Source organism: Streptomyces hundungensis, from assembly GCF_003627815.1.
Taxonomy (GTDB): Bacteria; Actinomycetota; Actinomycetes; order Streptomycetales; family Streptomycetaceae; genus Streptomyces; species Streptomyces hundungensis_A.
In genome coordinates this window covers 7,194,851-7,209,511 of record NZ_CP032698.1, presented here as the reverse complement: position 1 = coordinate 7,209,511, position 14,661 = coordinate 7,194,851, and the positions used below count along the sequence as shown (strand labels likewise).

General features: G+C 71.9%; 14 protein-coding genes. 9 read left to right on the top strand and 5 right to left on the bottom strand.

Annotated elements, in window-relative coordinates; genetic code table 11:
• Positions 1-11 precede the first annotated feature (11 nt).
• The 3 genes from DWB77_RS32030 to mug all read left to right on the top strand — a co-directional run bounded on the left by DWB77_RS32030 (position 12) and on the right by mug (position 2,793).
• Positions 12-659 carry a peptide deformylase gene (locus DWB77_RS32030; RefSeq protein WP_120725524.1) on the top strand — a complete coding sequence of 216 codons (648 nt, stop codon included), beginning with the start codon at positions 12-14 and terminating at the stop codon, positions 657-659.
• 129 nt (positions 660-788) lie between these two features.
• Entirely contained in the window at positions 789-2,231 is a 1,443-nt protein-coding gene (gene purB / locus DWB77_RS32025) for an adenylosuccinate lyase (protein WP_216826876.1), read from the top strand.
• Between the two features lie 13 nt (positions 2,232-2,244).
• Positions 2,245-2,793 carry a G/U mismatch-specific DNA glycosylase gene (gene mug / locus DWB77_RS32020; RefSeq protein WP_120728479.1) on the top strand — a complete coding sequence of 183 codons (549 nt, stop codon included), beginning with the start codon at positions 2,245-2,247 and terminating at the stop codon, positions 2,791-2,793.
• Between the two features lie 214 nt (positions 2,794-3,007).
• Here mug and DWB77_RS32015 read toward each other — a convergent pair whose 3' ends face one another.
• The 3 genes from DWB77_RS32015 to DWB77_RS32005 form a co-directional block, all read right to left on the bottom strand.
• Complete coding sequence (locus DWB77_RS32015; RefSeq protein ID WP_120725520.1) at positions 3,008-3,442, bottom strand: hypothetical protein; 435 nt, start codon at positions 3,440-3,442, stop codon at positions 3,008-3,010.
• A 66-nt stretch (positions 3,443-3,508) separates the two neighbouring features.
• Positions 3,509-4,255 (bottom strand): ABC transporter permease, encoded by a 747-nt coding sequence (locus tag DWB77_RS32010; protein WP_120725518.1) that lies wholly within the window; start codon positions 4,253-4,255, stop codon positions 3,509-3,511.
• Between the two features lie 3 nt (positions 4,256-4,258).
• Entirely contained in the window at positions 4,259-5,191 is a 933-nt protein-coding gene (locus DWB77_RS32005; protein WP_120725516.1) for an ABC transporter ATP-binding protein, read from the bottom strand.
• A 107-nt stretch (positions 5,192-5,298) separates the two neighbouring features.
• On the opposite strand from DWB77_RS32005, the gene DWB77_RS32000 reads away from it, so the two are divergent.
• The 3 genes from DWB77_RS32000 to DWB77_RS31990 all read left to right on the top strand — a co-directional run bounded on the left by DWB77_RS32000 (position 5,299) and on the right by DWB77_RS31990 (position 8,590).
• Positions 5,299-6,474, top strand: a complete 1,176-nt coding sequence (locus DWB77_RS32000; RefSeq protein WP_120725514.1) for a sensor histidine kinase — start codon at positions 5,299-5,301, stop codon at positions 6,472-6,474.
• A 219-nt stretch (positions 6,475-6,693) separates the two neighbouring features.
• On the top strand, positions 6,694-7,344 hold the full coding sequence (locus tag DWB77_RS31995) for a response regulator (RefSeq protein WP_120725512.1): 651 nt from the start codon (positions 6,694-6,696) through the stop codon (positions 7,342-7,344).
• An 88-nt stretch (positions 7,345-7,432) separates the two neighbouring features.
• A complete protein-coding gene (locus tag DWB77_RS31990) occupies positions 7,433-8,590 on the top strand; it encodes an ROK family transcriptional regulator (RefSeq protein WP_120725510.1) in 1,158 nt (385 codons plus the stop codon).
• A 64-nt stretch (positions 8,591-8,654) separates the two neighbouring features.
• Here the strand turns inward: DWB77_RS31990 and DWB77_RS31985 are convergent, their stop codons facing one another.
• Positions 8,655-9,419: a GntR family transcriptional regulator gene (locus tag DWB77_RS31985; RefSeq protein WP_120725508.1), complete on the bottom strand. Its 765-nt coding sequence runs from the start codon at positions 9,417-9,419 to the stop codon at positions 8,655-8,657.
• A 358-nt stretch (positions 9,420-9,777) separates the two neighbouring features.
• On the opposite strand from DWB77_RS31985, the gene DWB77_RS31980 reads away from it, so the two are divergent.
• The 3 genes from DWB77_RS31980 to DWB77_RS31970 all read left to right on the top strand — a co-directional run bounded on the left by DWB77_RS31980 (position 9,778) and on the right by DWB77_RS31970 (position 14,082).
• Positions 9,778-10,650, top strand: a complete 873-nt coding sequence (locus DWB77_RS31980) for an alpha/beta fold hydrolase (protein WP_120725506.1) — start codon at positions 9,778-9,780, stop codon at positions 10,648-10,650.
• 178 nt (positions 10,651-10,828) lie between these two features.
• Complete coding sequence (locus tag DWB77_RS31975) at positions 10,829-12,268, top strand: GNAT family N-acetyltransferase (RefSeq protein ID WP_120725504.1); 1,440 nt, start codon at positions 10,829-10,831, stop codon at positions 12,266-12,268.
• 137 nt (positions 12,269-12,405) lie between these two features.
• Positions 12,406-14,082: a DUF885 domain-containing protein gene (locus DWB77_RS31970; RefSeq protein ID WP_120725502.1), complete on the top strand. Its 1,677-nt coding sequence runs from the start codon at positions 12,406-12,408 to the stop codon at positions 14,080-14,082.
• Positions 14,083-14,129: 47 nt separating this feature from the next.
• Here the strand turns inward: DWB77_RS31970 and DWB77_RS31965 are convergent, their stop codons facing one another.
• Positions 14,130-14,615 carry a rhodanese-like domain-containing protein gene (locus tag DWB77_RS31965; RefSeq protein WP_120725500.1) on the bottom strand — a complete coding sequence of 162 codons (486 nt, stop codon included), beginning with the start codon at positions 14,613-14,615 and terminating at the stop codon, positions 14,130-14,132.
• Positions 14,616-14,661: the final 46 nt, after the last annotated feature.

The following is a 14,661-nucleotide window of genomic DNA, read 5'->3' as shown; positions in this document are numbered from 1 at the left end:
ATGCTGGGCGCATGTCGTCCCCCTTGCTCCCCGATCTCGTCGACTCGCTCCTCGCCGTTCCGGGCCCCCTGCCGATCGTCTCCGCCGGAGACCCGGTCCTGAGGCGGCCCACCGAACCGCTCGGCGACCGTCTCGACCGTCGTCGGTTGGACCGGTTGATCGAAGCGATGCGCGAGACCATGCGCGCCGCCCCCGGCGTCGGTCTCGCGGCGCCGCAGGTGGGTCTGCCGCTGCGGCTCGCCGTCATCGAGGACGCGGCGGAGGTGTCCGAGGAGATCAGGCAGGTCAGGGGCCGCGTACCGCAGCCGTTCCGGGTCCTGGTCGATCCGTCGTACGAGCCCGTGGGGGCCGGCCGGGCCGCGTTCTTCGAGGGGTGCCTCAGCGTGCCGGGATGGGGCGCGGTCGTCGCCCGCCACCAGAGCGTGCGTCTGCGTGCGCTGGACGAGCGGGGCCGCGCCGTGGACGAGCTGTTCACGGGCTGGCCCGCGCGCATCGTCCAGCACGAGACGGACCACCTCGACGGCGTGCTCTATCTGGACCGCGCGGAGCTGCGCTCGCTGTCCTCGCGGGAGGCGCTGTCCTCGACATGGGCCCAGCCCACCCCGCTGGCCGCCGCCGAAGCCCTCGGGTTCGACCTGGACGACGGCGCCCATGCATGAACGGACCGTCACGGTGAGCCCATGCGCCGTGCCGCTCCGTGGACTCCGCGGATCGCGACCCCCCTCGTAGTAACGCACAAACCGGGGTGGGGCGCTGGCCTGCAAGAATCGCCAGTAGACTCTGGACACGTGACTGCTGTGTCTGCGAAGCCTCGCATCCCGAACGTTCTGGCCGGCCGCTACGCCTCCGCGGAGCTCGCCGTCCTCTGGTCCCCCGAGCAGAAGGTCAAGCTGGAGCGCCAGCTGTGGCTCGCTGTGCTGCGCGCCCAGAAGGACCTGGGGATCGAGGTGCCCGAGGCAGCGCTCGCCGACTACGAGCGCGTCGTCGACCAGGTCGACCTCGCCTCCATCGCCGAGCGCGAGAAGGTCACCCGGCACGATGTGAAGGCCCGCATCGAGGAGTTCAACGCCCTCGCCGGGCACGAGCAGGTCCACAAGGGCATGACCTCGCGCGACCTGACCGAGAACGTCGAGCAGCTCCAGATCCGGCTCTCCCTCGAACTGATGCGGGACCGCACGGTGGCGGTCCTCGCCCGTCTCGGCAAGCTGTCCGGCGAGTACGCCGAGCTGGTCATGGCCGGGCGTTCGCACAACGTGGCCGCGCAGGCCACCACCCTGGGCAAGCGTTTCGCGACCGCCGCCGACGAGCTGCTCGTGGCGTACGGCCGCCTCGAGGACCTGCTCGCCCGCTACCCGCTGCGCGGGATCAAGGGCCCGGTCGGTACCGCGCAGGACATGCTGGACCTGCTGGGCGGCGACGCCTCGAACCTCGCCGACCTGGAGCAGCGCATCGCGGGCCACCTCGGCTTCGCGCACGCCTTCACCTCCGTCGGCCAGGTCTACCCCCGCTCGCTCGACTACGACGTGGTGACCGCGCTTGTGCAGCTGGCCGCCGCCCCGTCCTCGGTCGCCAAGACGATCCGGCTCATGGCCGGGCACGAGCTGGTCACCGAGGGCTTCAAGCCCGGCCAGGTCGGCTCGTCCGCGATGCCGCACAAGATGAACACCCGCTCCTGTGAGCGCGTCAACGGCCTGATGGTGATCCTGCGCGGCTACGCCTCGATGACCGGCGAGCTGGCGGGCGACCAGTGGAACGAGGGTGACGTCTCCTGCTCGGTGGTGCGCCGGGTCGCGCTGCCCGACGCGTTCTTCGCCTTCGACGGCCTGCTCGAAACGTTCCTCACGGTCCTCGACGAGTTCGGCGCGTTCCCTGCCGTCGTCGCCCGTGAGCTCGACCGCTACCTGCCGTTCCTGGCGACGACCAAGGTCCTGATGGCCGCCGTCCGCGCCGGCGTCGGCCGTGAGGCCGCGCACGAGGTCATCAAGGAGCACGCGGTGGCCTCCGCGCTCGCGATGCGCGAACAGGGCGCCGAGCGCAACGAGTTGCTCGACAAGCTGGCCGCCGACGAGCGCATGCCCCTCGACCGCTCCCAGCTCGACGCCCTGATGGCCGACAAGCTGTCCTTCACCGGCGCGGCCGGCAACCAGGTGAACGCCGTTGTCTCCCGCATCGAGGAGATCGTCAAGCAGCATCCTGCGGCGGCCGGTTACGCCCCCGGTTCGATTCTGTGATCCTGTCTCCGTGCTGACTCCCCAGGAACTCCAGGCCGCTCGCGACACCGTCATTCCCGACGTGATCGCGGGCGGCCTGTCCGTACTGTTCTGCGGCATCAACCCCGGCCTGATGTCCGGCGCCACGGGCCACCACTTCGCCCGCCCGGGCAACCGCTTCTGGCCGGTGTTGCACCGGTCCGGCTTCACCCCACGGCAGTTGAAGCCCTCCGAGCAGAACGAGCTCCTCTCGTACGGACTCGGCATCACCAATGTGGTGGCCCGGGCCACCGCGCGGGCCGACGAGATCGACGCCGAGGAGTTCCGCGAGGGCGGTCGCCTGCTCACGGCGAAGGTCGAGCGGTTTCGGCCCACCTGGCTGGCCGTGGTCGGAGTGACCGCGTACCGCACGGCTTTCGACGACCGCAAGGCCCGCATCGGTCCCCAGGAACGCACCATCGGCACGACCCGGGTGTGGGCACTGCCCAACCCCAGCGGCCTCAACGCCCATTGGACCGCCCAGACCATGGCCGAGGAGTACGCCCGGCTGCGCCTCGCCGCGCAGGCCGCCCCCTCCGACTGAACCCGGCCGACGGGCGGGCCGACATCACTCCGGCGGAGCGGACGCGCACTGCCGATGGCTGCCCGGGCCGGGCACGGTCGGAGAGCGCGGGCGGTCGGCCCGGAGCGGCCGACGCGGCCGACGCGGAGACGGTCGGCCCAAGCTCGTGGTGGGTCCACCCGAGGCGCCGGCGCGGCCGAGGCAGCCGCTTCCCCGGGCGCGGGCCATCCCGCTCCTACGGAGGGTCTATCTCCGTCACCGTGACGCTGAGGTCCCAGCCCGGTCCCTCCGCTTCCAGGTCCAGGCCCAGCGCTATCCAGCGGCCCCCGACCCGCCACAGATGCAGGAAGTCGAATCCGACGGCGAACTCCGCCCACGGCTCCGGTATCTGCTCGCCGGCGACCAGTCGGGCCTGGGCACTCCAGAGGCTGATCCACTGCGGCTCCTCCCATCGTCGCGTGAGCTCGGCCACCAACGCGTCGTGGTCCGCGACGCATTGGGCACGTTTTTCGAGGCGTTCCGTCAGGTCCTCCCACTCCTCCTCGTCGGCGCTCAGGCATGAGCAGTGGTATCCCGGCCCGCTCACATCCGAGCCGCTTCGGCTGCGCTCGCCGGGGAACTCCCGGGAGCGCAACCGGTCGATGTGCTGGAGATACAGGGCGGTGGTCATGTCGTCAGTAAACCGCCCGCCACTGACAATTGGCGCGCCGTCAGGCTCGGGCCCGACGCCATTCGGTCAGGCGTCCCGCCGACGCAACGACCACCAGCCGGCGACCACCGCGAGCGCCGTCCATCCCGCCAGGACGGCCGGCCCGCTCCAGGGGCCCAGCGTCCCCACCGGGTGCTGGAGGAGTATCTGTTGGCCGGCCCGGTCGGGCAGGAAGTCGGCCGCACCGCCGCCCCGGGTCAGGTCTCCCACCACGAACGGGACGATCAGGAACAGCGGCACCAGCACGCTGAGCGCGCCGGTGACACTGCGCAGCAACGCGGCGACGCCGGCCGCGAGCAGGCTGATCAGCGACAGGTAGAGGGCGCAGCCGATGACCGCGCGCAGCGCACCTTGATCAGCGATGCCTATGCCGAACCCCGGGTCCATCAGCGCCTGGCCGCCCAGGAAGCTGACCGCGCCGGCCACCAGGCCGACCACCAGAACACATCCGCCCACCGCGGCGAGCTTGGCGGCGTAGAAGAGGGTCCTGTTGGGCACGGCCGCCAGGGATATCCGGATGCCGTCGTTCTTGTATTCACCCGCCATCGCGATGACCCCGAGGATGATGGCGGCCAACTGCCCGAAGTTCAGCCCGTAGTAGGAGAAGAGCACCGGGTCGAAGTCCGTGCTGCCGGGCTCCGGGCGACCGAGCATGCCGCAGATGAGGAGGGAGAGACCCGCCGTCGCCACGGGAACCGCCAGGAGGGAACCCGCCAGGGAGCGCAGCGAACGGATCTTTATCCACTCGGTGTGAAGCGCCGCGGACAACGTCATGGTTCAGGCCTCCTGGTTGAGGGGTGCGCCGGTGGACGTGTATTCGGCTTCGCCGGCCGTCAGATCGAGGTAGGCCTCCTCCAACGAGGCCTCCTTCCGGGTGAGTTCGAGAATCGGTATGCCCTCACGGGCGGCGAGCGGGCCGATGTCGTCGAGGCCCGCACCCTCCACCGTCCACACGCCGCCCTCCTCTCGCACGGGGTTGAATCCCCTGTCCCGCAGGACGGTCCGCAGCCGGGCGTCATCGGTGGTGCGGAGCCGGACCCTGGGGCGGATGCGGGAGTCGATGAAGTCCCGCATCGAGGTGTCGGCGAGGAGCCGGCCACGGCCGAGGACGACGAGATGATCGGCGAACGACGCGGTCTCGTTCATGAGGTGACTGGAGACGAGCACCGTCCTGCCGTCCCGGGCGAGGGTGCGCATCAACTCCCTTGTCCAGATGATCCCTTCGGGATCGAGCCCGTTGGACGGCTCGTCCAGGATCACCACCGCGGGATCCCCCAGGAGGGCGGCGGCGATACCGAGCCGCTGCCGCATGCCGAGCGAGAACGTCTTGATCCGGCGGCCGGCCACCGCCGAAAGCCCGGCTTCCTCCAGGACCTCCGCCACCCGGCGCCGCGGTATGCGGTTGCTGACCGCGAGAGCCAGCAGATGGCTGCGGGCGGTGCGGGAACCGTGTGCGGCCTGCGCGTCGAGCAGCGCGCCCACCTCACGCAACGGCTCGGCCAGATCCACGTACGCGCGACCGCCTATCAGCGCGCTGCCGGACGTCGGCCGGTCGAGGCCGAGCAGGATGCGCAGGGTGGTGGACTTGCCCGCGCCGTTGGGGCCGAGGAAGCCGGTGACCCGGCCGGGCTCGACGGTGAAGGTCGGCCCGTCCACCGCTCGCGTGCGGCCGTATTGCTTGTGGAGCTCTTGGACTTCGATCCGTGTCATGCCCCAAGCGTGGCCGTCCGCGCAGGTCAGGCGCCTCCCCCGGCCGAGGGGAGCTTCTCCCCCGCACGGGGGAGCCGAACGGATCCGCGCGCTGCGACGATGGGCCGATGCACCGCATTCTTCGCCTGCTGGCCCGCCCGGTCACCTACACACGATGGCTGCATCTGCTCATCCCCATCGCGTTCGTGGCCATTTGGCTCTTCATCGACATGGACCACCTGTGGGTGCTCGCGCTGGTCGTCGTGCCGCTCGGCCTGATCCCCGCGGTCCGGCTCGAAGAGGGCATGCAGGCTCAGCTCCTTCTGACCCCCGGCGAGCGCGGCAGGTCGGACGCGTCCATCGCCGTGGCGCCGTCGGCCACGTGGCGCGACCGCTGGCGGACCGTGTTGTGGCTGGAGGCCCGGCTCGTGCTGTCCGGCGTGGTGATGGCGGGCACCGTGTGGGCCCCGGCGCTCTCCGTGGACCTTGTCACACGCGGGCTCGGCAACCGGCCGACCGTCTTCGGCCGGCTCGACGCGGGCCTGCCGTCGGGGTGGTGGCTCATACCGCTCGCGGTGGTTCCGCTCCTGGTCATGGCGGTCTGTCTGGTGCTGGCGGGCGACCTCATCACCTTCCTCGCGCGTACGTTGCTCGGGTCGTCGGCCACGGAGCGGCTCACCGCTCTGGAAGAGCGGACCGAGCTGCTTCTGGAGCGCAACCGCATCGCCCGCGAGATCCACGACTCCATCGGCCACGCACTCACCGTCGCCGTCGTCCAGGCGGGGGCGGCCCGCGCGGCCGGGGATCCGGCGTTCACCGACCGGGCGCTCGCGGCGATCGAGGAGACCGGCCGGGCGGCTCTGGAGGATCTTGAGCGGGTGCTGCTGGTGCTGCGTGAGACGGGGCTTCCGGCCAGCCAGCGACCCACACTGTTGGAGGCCGACCGGCTCATCGAGTCGGCCCGGGGCTCGGGCGCCGAGGTCGACGCGGAGTTCTCCGGACCCCTGGAACAGGTGCCGGGGCCGGTCTCCCGGGAGGGATATCGCATCCTCCAGGAGGCCCTCACCAACGTGCTGCGGCACTCGGGGCCCGTACCGGTGCGGATCCGCATGGCCGTGCTGAGCGGGCGACTTGAGATGGATGTGACCAACCCCCTGACGGGCGCGGCGCCCGGTGGAAAGGGCGGGAGCGGTCTGCGCGGGATGCGGGAGCGAGCCGCGCTGCTAGGAGGGGAGGCGGACACGGGGGCGTACGAGGGTGAGTGGCGGGTGCGGGTGCGGCTGCCGCTGGACTCCTTGATCTGACCGGGAGTTGGGGGCGGCGACGCGGGGGTGCAACCGGGATGAGTTGGCTCGGCGCCGACACAACCGGCCCTCGCCACCCGGGCCCGGCACCTCACCCTCACCACCGGCCCCCCGGCACCAGAGGCCGCACCCGCACCCCCGACCCTCACCCCGGGCCTGCGCCCCGACGTTGTCCACAGGTCGGCCGGTCCTCGCGTGGGCTGCCACTACGCTGGTCAGATGCCGGTAACCGTACTTCTGGTCGACGACGAACCTCTGGTCCGTGCGGGTCTGCGGGCCGTGCTCGAGGCGCAGCCCGACATCGAGGTGGTGGGCGAGGCGGCCGATGGCGCGGCAGTGATCCCGCTGGTGCGGCAACTGCGCCCGGACGTCGTCGCGATGGATGTGCGGATGCCCCTTCTGGACGGCATAGAGGCGACCCGAGCGGTGCTGCGCACGGTCGAGGATCCGCCCAAGATCCTGGTGGTGACGACCTTCGAGAACGATGAGTACGTCTACGAGGCGCTGCGCGCCGGGGCGGACGGGTTTCTGCTCAAGCGGGCTCGGCCCGCCGAGATCGTGAACGCGATCCGGCTGGTCGCGGAGGGCGACTCGCTGCTGTTCCCGGCCGCGGTGCGCGCCCTGGCCGCCGAGTACGGCAACGGGTCGGCGCGTACGGCACTGGCCGAGGCGGCGCTCACCGAGCGGGAGGCCGCGGTGCTGCGGCTGATGGCGCGCGGGCTTTCCAACGCCGAGATCGCCGGGAAGCTGATCGTCGGCACGGAGACCGTGAAGACGCATGTGAGCGCGGTGCTGGCGAAGTTGGGGGCGCGGGACCGCACCCAGGCGGTGATCGCCGCGTACGAGTCCGGTTTCGTGGCCCCGAGCTGATGCGCCTCCGTTACCGGCCGCCGCTCGCCGTACACCTGACCAGCGAGTACGATCCGGCAGACACGCGCACGAGCTGGGAGGACACACGTTGGGGCGGCTGACCGGCGGGGACCCCTCTCTGCTGCGGAGGATCAATTCCGCGGTGGTGCTGCACGCCCTGCGGGGCGCGGAATCTCCCACGCTGACGGATCTCACCCGGATCACCGGTCTGTCGCGGCCGACGGTCGAGGGCGTGGTCGACGGGCTGATGGAGGCGGGGCTCGTCGTCGAGTCCGCCCCCGAGGAGGGTGAGGCGCGGCGCCAGGGCCGGCCCGCGCGGCGCTTCCGGTTCCGTGCCGAGGCGGGGCACCTGCTGGGCATAGAGATCGGTCCGCACCGGGTGGCCGCGCTGCTGTCCGGTCTGGACGGCCGGATCTTCGGCGCGGGTTCGCGTGAGGTGCCCGAGGCCGCCTCGGCCGATGAGCGCCTCGAACGGGTCCGGATGACCGTCGCGGATGTGCTGCGCCGGGCCGGTGTGGCACGCAGTTCGTTGCGGGCGGTCGGCGTCGGCAGCCCCGGCATCGTGGAGGCCGACGGCACCGTGCGGCTCGGTACCGCGCTGCCCGAGTGGACGGGCCTGCCGCTGGGCGAACGGCTGCGGCGTTCCTTCCGCTGCCCGGTCCTGGTCGAGAACGACGCCAACGCGGCGGCCGTGGCCGAGCACTGGAAAGGTGCGGCGGTCGACTCCGACGACGTCGTCTTCGTCATGGCGGGGCTGAGTCCGGGGGCGGGTTCGCTGATCGGCGGACGGTTGCACCGCGGCTTCGGCGGGGCGGCGGGCGAGATCGGCGCGCTGCATCTGCTCGGCCGTGACGTCACCCCGGAGAAGCTGCTCTCGACGACGGGTGAGCCGCTGCACCCGCTGGACGAACAGGCCGTCGCCGATGTGTTCGCGCTGGCCCGGCAGGGCGACGAGCGGGCTCAGGCCGCGGTGGAACGGTTCCTTCAGCGGCTGGTCCACGACGTGGCCGCGCTGGTGCTCGCCCTCGACCCCGAGTTGGTCGTCGTGGGCGGCTGGGCGGCCGGCATCGACGGCGTACTGGAGCCGCTGCGAAGGGAGTTGGCCCGTTACTGCCTGCGGCCGCCCCGGGTGGTGCTCTCCATGCTGGGCGAGGCGGTGGTGGCGACGGGCGCGCTGCGTCTCGCCCTCGACCACGTGGAGGAAGAGCTCTTCGCCGTCGAGGGAACGGTGACGGCACGGCGCTGAGGCTTGGGGCTTGTGGCTTGGGGAGTTGCGGGCAGAGCCGCTTCAGGGCGGTCCCTGGGGTGGGTCAGGAGGCTCGGCGGGCTTGGCCGGGGTGGCTGATCTCGACGTCACCGGAGTCGCCGAAGGTGAGGCGGCAGGTGTCCGCGCGGTACGTGGCGACGGAGACCGCCACGGTACGGCCCTCGCTGAAGTAGCGGGTGGTCACGACGAGGACGGGGGCACCGGGCAGCCGGTCCAGCTCCTTGGCGTCGTCGGCGCGGGCGGAGCCCAGCTCGACGGCGCGGTCCTGGCCTTCGAGGTCCAGGCGCTGCAATGCGCGCAGCACGGCGCGGCCGCGGGCCGGTCCCGAGGGCATGTCGATGGCGGACAGCTCGGGGACCGAGCCGGCCGGTACGTAGAGGAGCTCGGCGGCGACGGCCTGGCCGTGGGCGAGTCGGGTGCGGCGCACGACGTGCGTCTCGTCGGCGGCGTCCCCGTCGAACAGGCGGCGTACCGCCAGGGGCGGGACGGCGGCCGTGGCGTCACTGGTCTGCCAGTCGTCACCGGGGGCGCCGGGCCAGTCGTGCTGCGCGGTGGAGACCGAGACGGCCGTGCGCGGCGGGGCCACCGTGGTGCCGACGCCGCGGCGGCGCTGGAGCCGGCCTTCCAGTTCGAGCTGTTCCAGGGCCTGGCGGAGCGTGGCCCGTGCGACGCCGAACCGGGCCGCGAGGTCACGCTCGTTGGGCAGGATCTCGCCCACCGCGAAGTCCGAGTCGAGCGCCTCGCTGAGTACCGTCTTGAGGTGCCAGTACTTCGGTTCCGGCACCGATTCCAGCTGCGTGGTCCCCACCCTGATCCTCCGCAATCGCCGTGTCCGCGGCGGCTTTCCGTGCCTTTGTTTATTAAAGGTTCCTGCACTAACTCTGCGACCATAGGGCGGCCCACCCCCTTGGTCAAGACCAATGCTCGGTCCGTTACGGAGCGCACACGAGGGTTTCCGCACAGCGTTCACGCGGCGTTCGCACCACCCGGTCGGGCTTACGGGAAAAAGGCCGGTCGGCGTCGCGGCTCGGGCCCTGTCGTGCCTCGCCGCGGGAATGCGCACCCGACCACCGTCTGTCCGATATGTCTCTTGAACTCCCGCCTGCGGCGGGGTAGTTGTTGCTGACAAGATGTCTAGCGCGGGCCCCAGGGCAGGGAGCAGCCTCATGACCGAAGAGGTCTCGTTCACGATCGACACTCCGCTGGGGAGCCGCGCCACCTCGGTGACCTATCGGCGGCGAGGGACGGGCGAGCCGCTCCTGCTCCTCCATGGCATAGGCCATCACCTCCAGGTCTGGGACCCGGTCTTCGACCTGCTCGCCGCCGACCGCGACGTGATCGCGATCGACCTGCCGGGCTTCGGCACCTCACCCGGGCTGCCGGACGGCGTCTCCTACAGCCTGTCCACCGTGGTGCCGGTTCTCGGCGCCCTCTGCGAGGCCCTCGGCATCCAGCGGCCGCACGTCGCGGGCAATTCGCTCGGCGGTCTGCTCGCCCTGGAGTTGGGCCGCGAGAAGCTCGTACGCTCCGTGACGGCGCTCTCCCCCGCGGGTTTCTGGACACCCGCCGAGCGGCGGTACGCGTTCACCGTTCTCCAGACGATGCGGCACGTGGCGAAGGTGCTTCCGCCTCCGGCCGTCGAGCGGATGTCCCGCACGACCGTCGGGCGCACCGCGCTGACCAGCATGATCTACGCCCGGCCCGGCCGCCGCTCCCCCGAGGCCGTCGTGGCCGAGACGGCGGCGCTGCGCATCGCGCCCGGCTTCGAGCAGACCCTGGCCGCCGGTCGAAACGTCCTGTTCACCCAGGACGTGCCCGGCGTGCCGGTGACCGTCGCCTGGGGCAGCAAGGACCGGTTGTTGCCGCGCCGACAGGGAGTGCGCGCCAAACTCGCCGTCCCGGGCGCCCGGCTCGTGCGCCTTCCGGGCTGCGGCCATGTGCCGATGAACGACGATCCCGCCCTGGTCACTCGCGTCATCCTGGACGGCAGCCGTACCATCGGCGACGTGGCGCCCCGCTCGGCGATCCAACTCGTCTGATCCGAAGCCGACTTCGGGCCACCTGCGGCCGACCGCCGGAGTGGCGGGTCGCGCGGCGGAGGCGATCGCTCCAGGACACGTCTGATGGAAAACGGCCAAAAGGCCCGCAGAAGCACACTTAACCCGTCAGTCACAAAGCGTTCGTGATCACGCAACACCGCTGCGTCACAGTGGTGCCATGACTGATACCCAAGGACGGACCTCCCTCCCGCGCGCCCGGCGTCGGCACCACTGGCGGCGGGACCTGGTCGAACTCGCCGCCCTGTTCACGGCCGTGGCCGTCGCCGACGGGCTCGCGAACCTGGTCGCCCACGGCCCCGACGGGCGGTTCCTGCTGATCGCCTCCGCCCTGGCCCTGGTCGCCACGGCGGCGTTCCACACCTGGTGGGCACGCCGCCACAGCCATGCCCCTCCGCCCGCGGATACCGGCGATACCGGCGGTACCGGCGGTACGGGCGGTACGGACGACAGCCCGGGCGCGGCCGCCGGCACCGGCGCGGAGGGCGAAGGCGCACCCCGCGAGACGGCGCTGTGGCGGATGCGGACCACCGTGCGGGACGCGCCGGGCAGCCTCGCCGCCCTGTGCACCGCACTGGCCGGGCACCGCGTGGACATCCTCACCCTTCAGACGCACCCGCTCGCCGACGGCACGGTGGACGAGTTCCTGCTGCGCGCCCCGGCGGACCTGTCCGCCACCGAACTGGCCCGCGCCGTCGCGACGGCCGGCGGCAGCGACACCTGGACCGAGCGGGCCGACGCCCACGATCTGGTGGACGCGCCGACCCGGGTGCTCGGTCTCGCCACGCGCACCGCACTCGACGCCGCCGAACTCCCGCTCGCACTGCGCCAGTTGCTCGGCCGCTGCACCATCCACTCGCTGCCCGCGGTCTCCCTGACCGGCCGCCCCACCGGCGAGACCGCCCCGGTGGAGGGCGTACTGGAGTCGACCACGATGCGGCTGCGCGACCCCAGCGGCGGGGCGATCACCATCGAGCGGCCCCATCTCCCGTTCACCCCGACCGAGTTCGCCCGGGCGCGCGCGCTGGTCGAGCTGGACGCCCGGCTCGGCCCCCGCGTCCCGCGCGGCGAGGACGTCCTGACGCTACCCGAGGGCAACGAGATCACCGTACGGCGTGCCGCCCCCGGCGACATCGAGGCCGCCAAGGCCATGCACGAGCGCTGCTCCGACCGCACCCTGGCGCTGCGGTACCACGGCCCGGTCGCCGACGCAGACCGCTACCTCGGGCATCTCCTCAGTCCGCGCTACGGCCGCACCCTCGCGGTGCAGACCGCCTCCGGACGCCTGGTCGCGCTCGGCCACCTTCTCTGGGACGGCGACGAGACGGAGGTCGCCCTGCTCGTCGAGGACTCCTGGCAGCGCCGCGGCATCGGCTCCGAACTGCTGCGCCGACTGGTCGACCTCGCGGTCGAGGCCCGTTGCGACAGCGTGTACGCCGTCACCCAGGCCTCCAACACCGGCATGGTCGCGGCCATGCGCGGGCTCGGGCTGCCCCTGGACTACCAGATCGAGGAGGGCACCCTGGTGGTCACGGCCCGCCTCGACACCGCGGCCCCCACCAACTACGCGGTCCGGCGCGGGCACTTCGGGCGCGGCTGAGCCGTTGACGGAGTACGGACGCACGGCCGGTCACGGTCCGGCCGCGCGTCGTCGTACGAAGGGGGCCGGGCGCCCCGGTCAGGTGGCTCGGAAGGTTGGGTGGTGACGTGGAGCCCTCACTCGGAGAGGATGTCCGCATGTCAGTCACTTCCAGCAGCGCGCTGCCCCGCCAGGTCGCCGACGCCTATGTCGACGCACTCATCGAACTCGACCCGATCACCGGGAGCTATCTGGGCGTCAGGGCCAGCCACGCCCTCCTGCCGGACTTCTCCCCGGCCGGACAGTCGGCCGTGGCCGACCTGGCGCGCACCACACTCGCCCGCCTCGACGAGGCCGAGCGCCGGCCCGGCGCCGACAGCGACGCCGAACGGCGCTGCGGCCGGCTGCTGCGGGAGCGGCTGACCTCCGAACTCGCCGTGCACGAGGCGGACGAGGGGCTGCGCACGGTCAGCAATCTGCACTCCCCGGTCCACAGCGTCCGGATGGCGTTCACCATGACGCCGACGGAGAGCGAGGAGGACTGGCGCGCCCTGGCCTCCCGGCTGCGCGCGGTCCCCGACGCCATCGAGGGTTACCGCGCCTCGCTCGAACTGGGCCTGGAACGCAAGCTGTTCGGCGGCCCGCGCGCCACCGAGACCGTCATCGTGCAGCTCGGCGAATGGGTCGACACCGGCTTCTTCGAGGGGCTCGCCGCACCCGGCCCCGCCTCACTGCGCGAGGAGCTCGACACGGCGGCGGCCGGGGCCTCCGCCGCCCTCGCCGCCCTGCGCGACTGGCTGCGCGACGTGTACGCCCCGGCCATCGAAGGCGCCCCCGACACCGTGGGGCGCGAGCGGTACCAGCGCTGGTCGCAGTATTACAACGGCACCGCGCTCGACCTCGACGAGGCGTACGCCTACGGCTGGTCCGAGTACCACCGGCTGCTCGCTGAGATGAAGACCGAGGCCGCGAAGATCCTTCCCGGCGCCGGGCCGTGGGAGGCGCTGGCCCACCTCGATGAGCACGGCGCGCACATCGAGGGCGTCGACGCGGTGCGCGACTGGTTGCAGTCGCTGATGGACGAAGCCATCGAGGCGCTGGACGGCACCCACTTCGAACTCGCCGAGCGGGTACGGAAGGTGGAGTCCCGCATCGCGCCGCCCGGCGGCGCCGCGGCCCCGTACTACACGGGCCCCTCCGAGGACTTCTCCCGCCCCGGCCGCACCTGGCTGCCCACCATGGGCGAGACCCGCTTCCCCGTATACGACCTGGTGTCGACCTGGTACCACGAGGGCGTGCCCGGCCACCACCTTCAGATCGCGCAGTGGGTTCACGTGGCCGACCAGCTCTCGCGCTACCAGGCGACCGTCGGCCATGTCAGCGCCAACGCCGAGGGCTGGGCGCTGTACGCGGAGCGCCTGATGGACGAGTTGGGGTTCCTCACCGACCCGGAGCGCCGGCTGGGTTACCTGGACGCGCAGATGATGCGCGCCTGTCGGGTGATCATCGACATCGGCATGCACCTGGAGCTGGAGATCCCGGGCGACTCGCCGTTCCACCCGGGCGAGCGCTGGACGCCGGAGCTGGCCCATGAGTTCTTCAGCGGCCACAGCAGCCGTCCGGCGGACTTCGTACAGAGCGAGCTGATCCGCTATCTGTCGATGCCGGGGCAGGCGATCGGCTACAAGCTGGGCGAGCGTGCCTGGTTGCTCGGCCGCGAGAACGCCCGCGCCCGCCACGGCGACGCCTTCGATCCGAAGGCCTGGCACATGGCGGCCCTCTCGCAGGGTTCGCTCGGTCTCGACGACCTGGTCGACGAGTTGTCCAAGCTCTGAGGTCGCCCGCGGGGGCGGTCTCTTCGGAGCCGTCCCCGCCCCCGTCCTCAGCAGCCGCACTCCTCCGCGCCGACCGGCGCGGTCAGCGGGTCGGCGTCGCGCCGCTCCTCGCCCTCCCACGTCTCGAACGCGAAGCCCTCGCGCACCCAGTACTCGAAGCCGCCCAGCATCTCCTTGACCTGGAAACCGAGTTCGGCCAGGGCGAGCGCCGCGCGGGTTCCGCCATTGCATCCCGGTCCCCAGCAGTACGTGATGACGGGGACGGACCTGTCCAGGAGCCGCTCGGCCTGTTCGGCGATCAGCGCGGTCGGCAGATGGACGGCGCCGGGCACATGGCCCTGGTCCCAGGAGGCGGTGGAGCGGGAGTCCAGCACCACGAACCCCGGGTCGCCTCCGGCGGCCAGGACCGAGGCCACGTCGGAGACGTCCGCGTGGAAGACCAGGCTGGCGCGGAAGTAGGCGGCGGCGTCGGCGGGGGCTGCCGGGGCCACCCGCAGGACCGGGTTGGCGGGGGTGGTGAGCTGTGTCGTCATGGCTGAAAATCTATGCGCCGGTGATCAACTCGGGGAAGGTCCGATC

Bases quoted from the DNA above. Each gene is read 5' to 3' on its own strand.
- DWB77_RS32030 (WP_120725524.1), top strand. From the start codon at position 12: ATGTCGTCCCCCTTGCTCCCCGATCTCGTCGACTCGCTCCTCGCCGTT.
- DWB77_RS32015 (WP_120725520.1), bottom strand. From the start codon at position 3,442: ATGACCACCGCCCTGTATCTCCAGCACATCGACCGGTTGCGCTCCCGG.
- DWB77_RS32010 (WP_120725518.1), bottom strand. From the start codon at position 4,255: ATGACGTTGTCCGCGGCGCTTCACACCGAGTGGATAAAGATCCGTTCG.
- DWB77_RS32005 (WP_120725516.1), bottom strand. From the start codon at position 5,191: ATGACACGGATCGAAGTCCAAGAGCTCCACAAGCAATACGGCCGCACG.
- DWB77_RS32000 (WP_120725514.1), top strand. From the start codon at position 5,299: ATGCACCGCATTCTTCGCCTGCTGGCCCGCCCGGTCACCTACACACGA.
- DWB77_RS31995 (WP_120725512.1), top strand. From the start codon at position 6,694: ATGCCGGTAACCGTACTTCTGGTCGACGACGAACCTCTGGTCCGTGCG.
- DWB77_RS31980 (WP_120725506.1), top strand. From the start codon at position 9,778: ATGACCGAAGAGGTCTCGTTCACGATCGACACTCCGCTGGGGAGCCGC.
- DWB77_RS31975 (WP_120725504.1), top strand. From the start codon at position 10,829: ATGACTGATACCCAAGGACGGACCTCCCTCCCGCGCGCCCGGCGTCGG.
- DWB77_RS31970 (WP_120725502.1), top strand. From the start codon at position 12,406: ATGTCAGTCACTTCCAGCAGCGCGCTGCCCCGCCAGGTCGCCGACGCC.
- DWB77_RS31965 (WP_120725500.1), bottom strand. From the start codon at position 14,615: ATGACGACACAGCTCACCACCCCCGCCAACCCGGTCCTGCGGGTGGCC.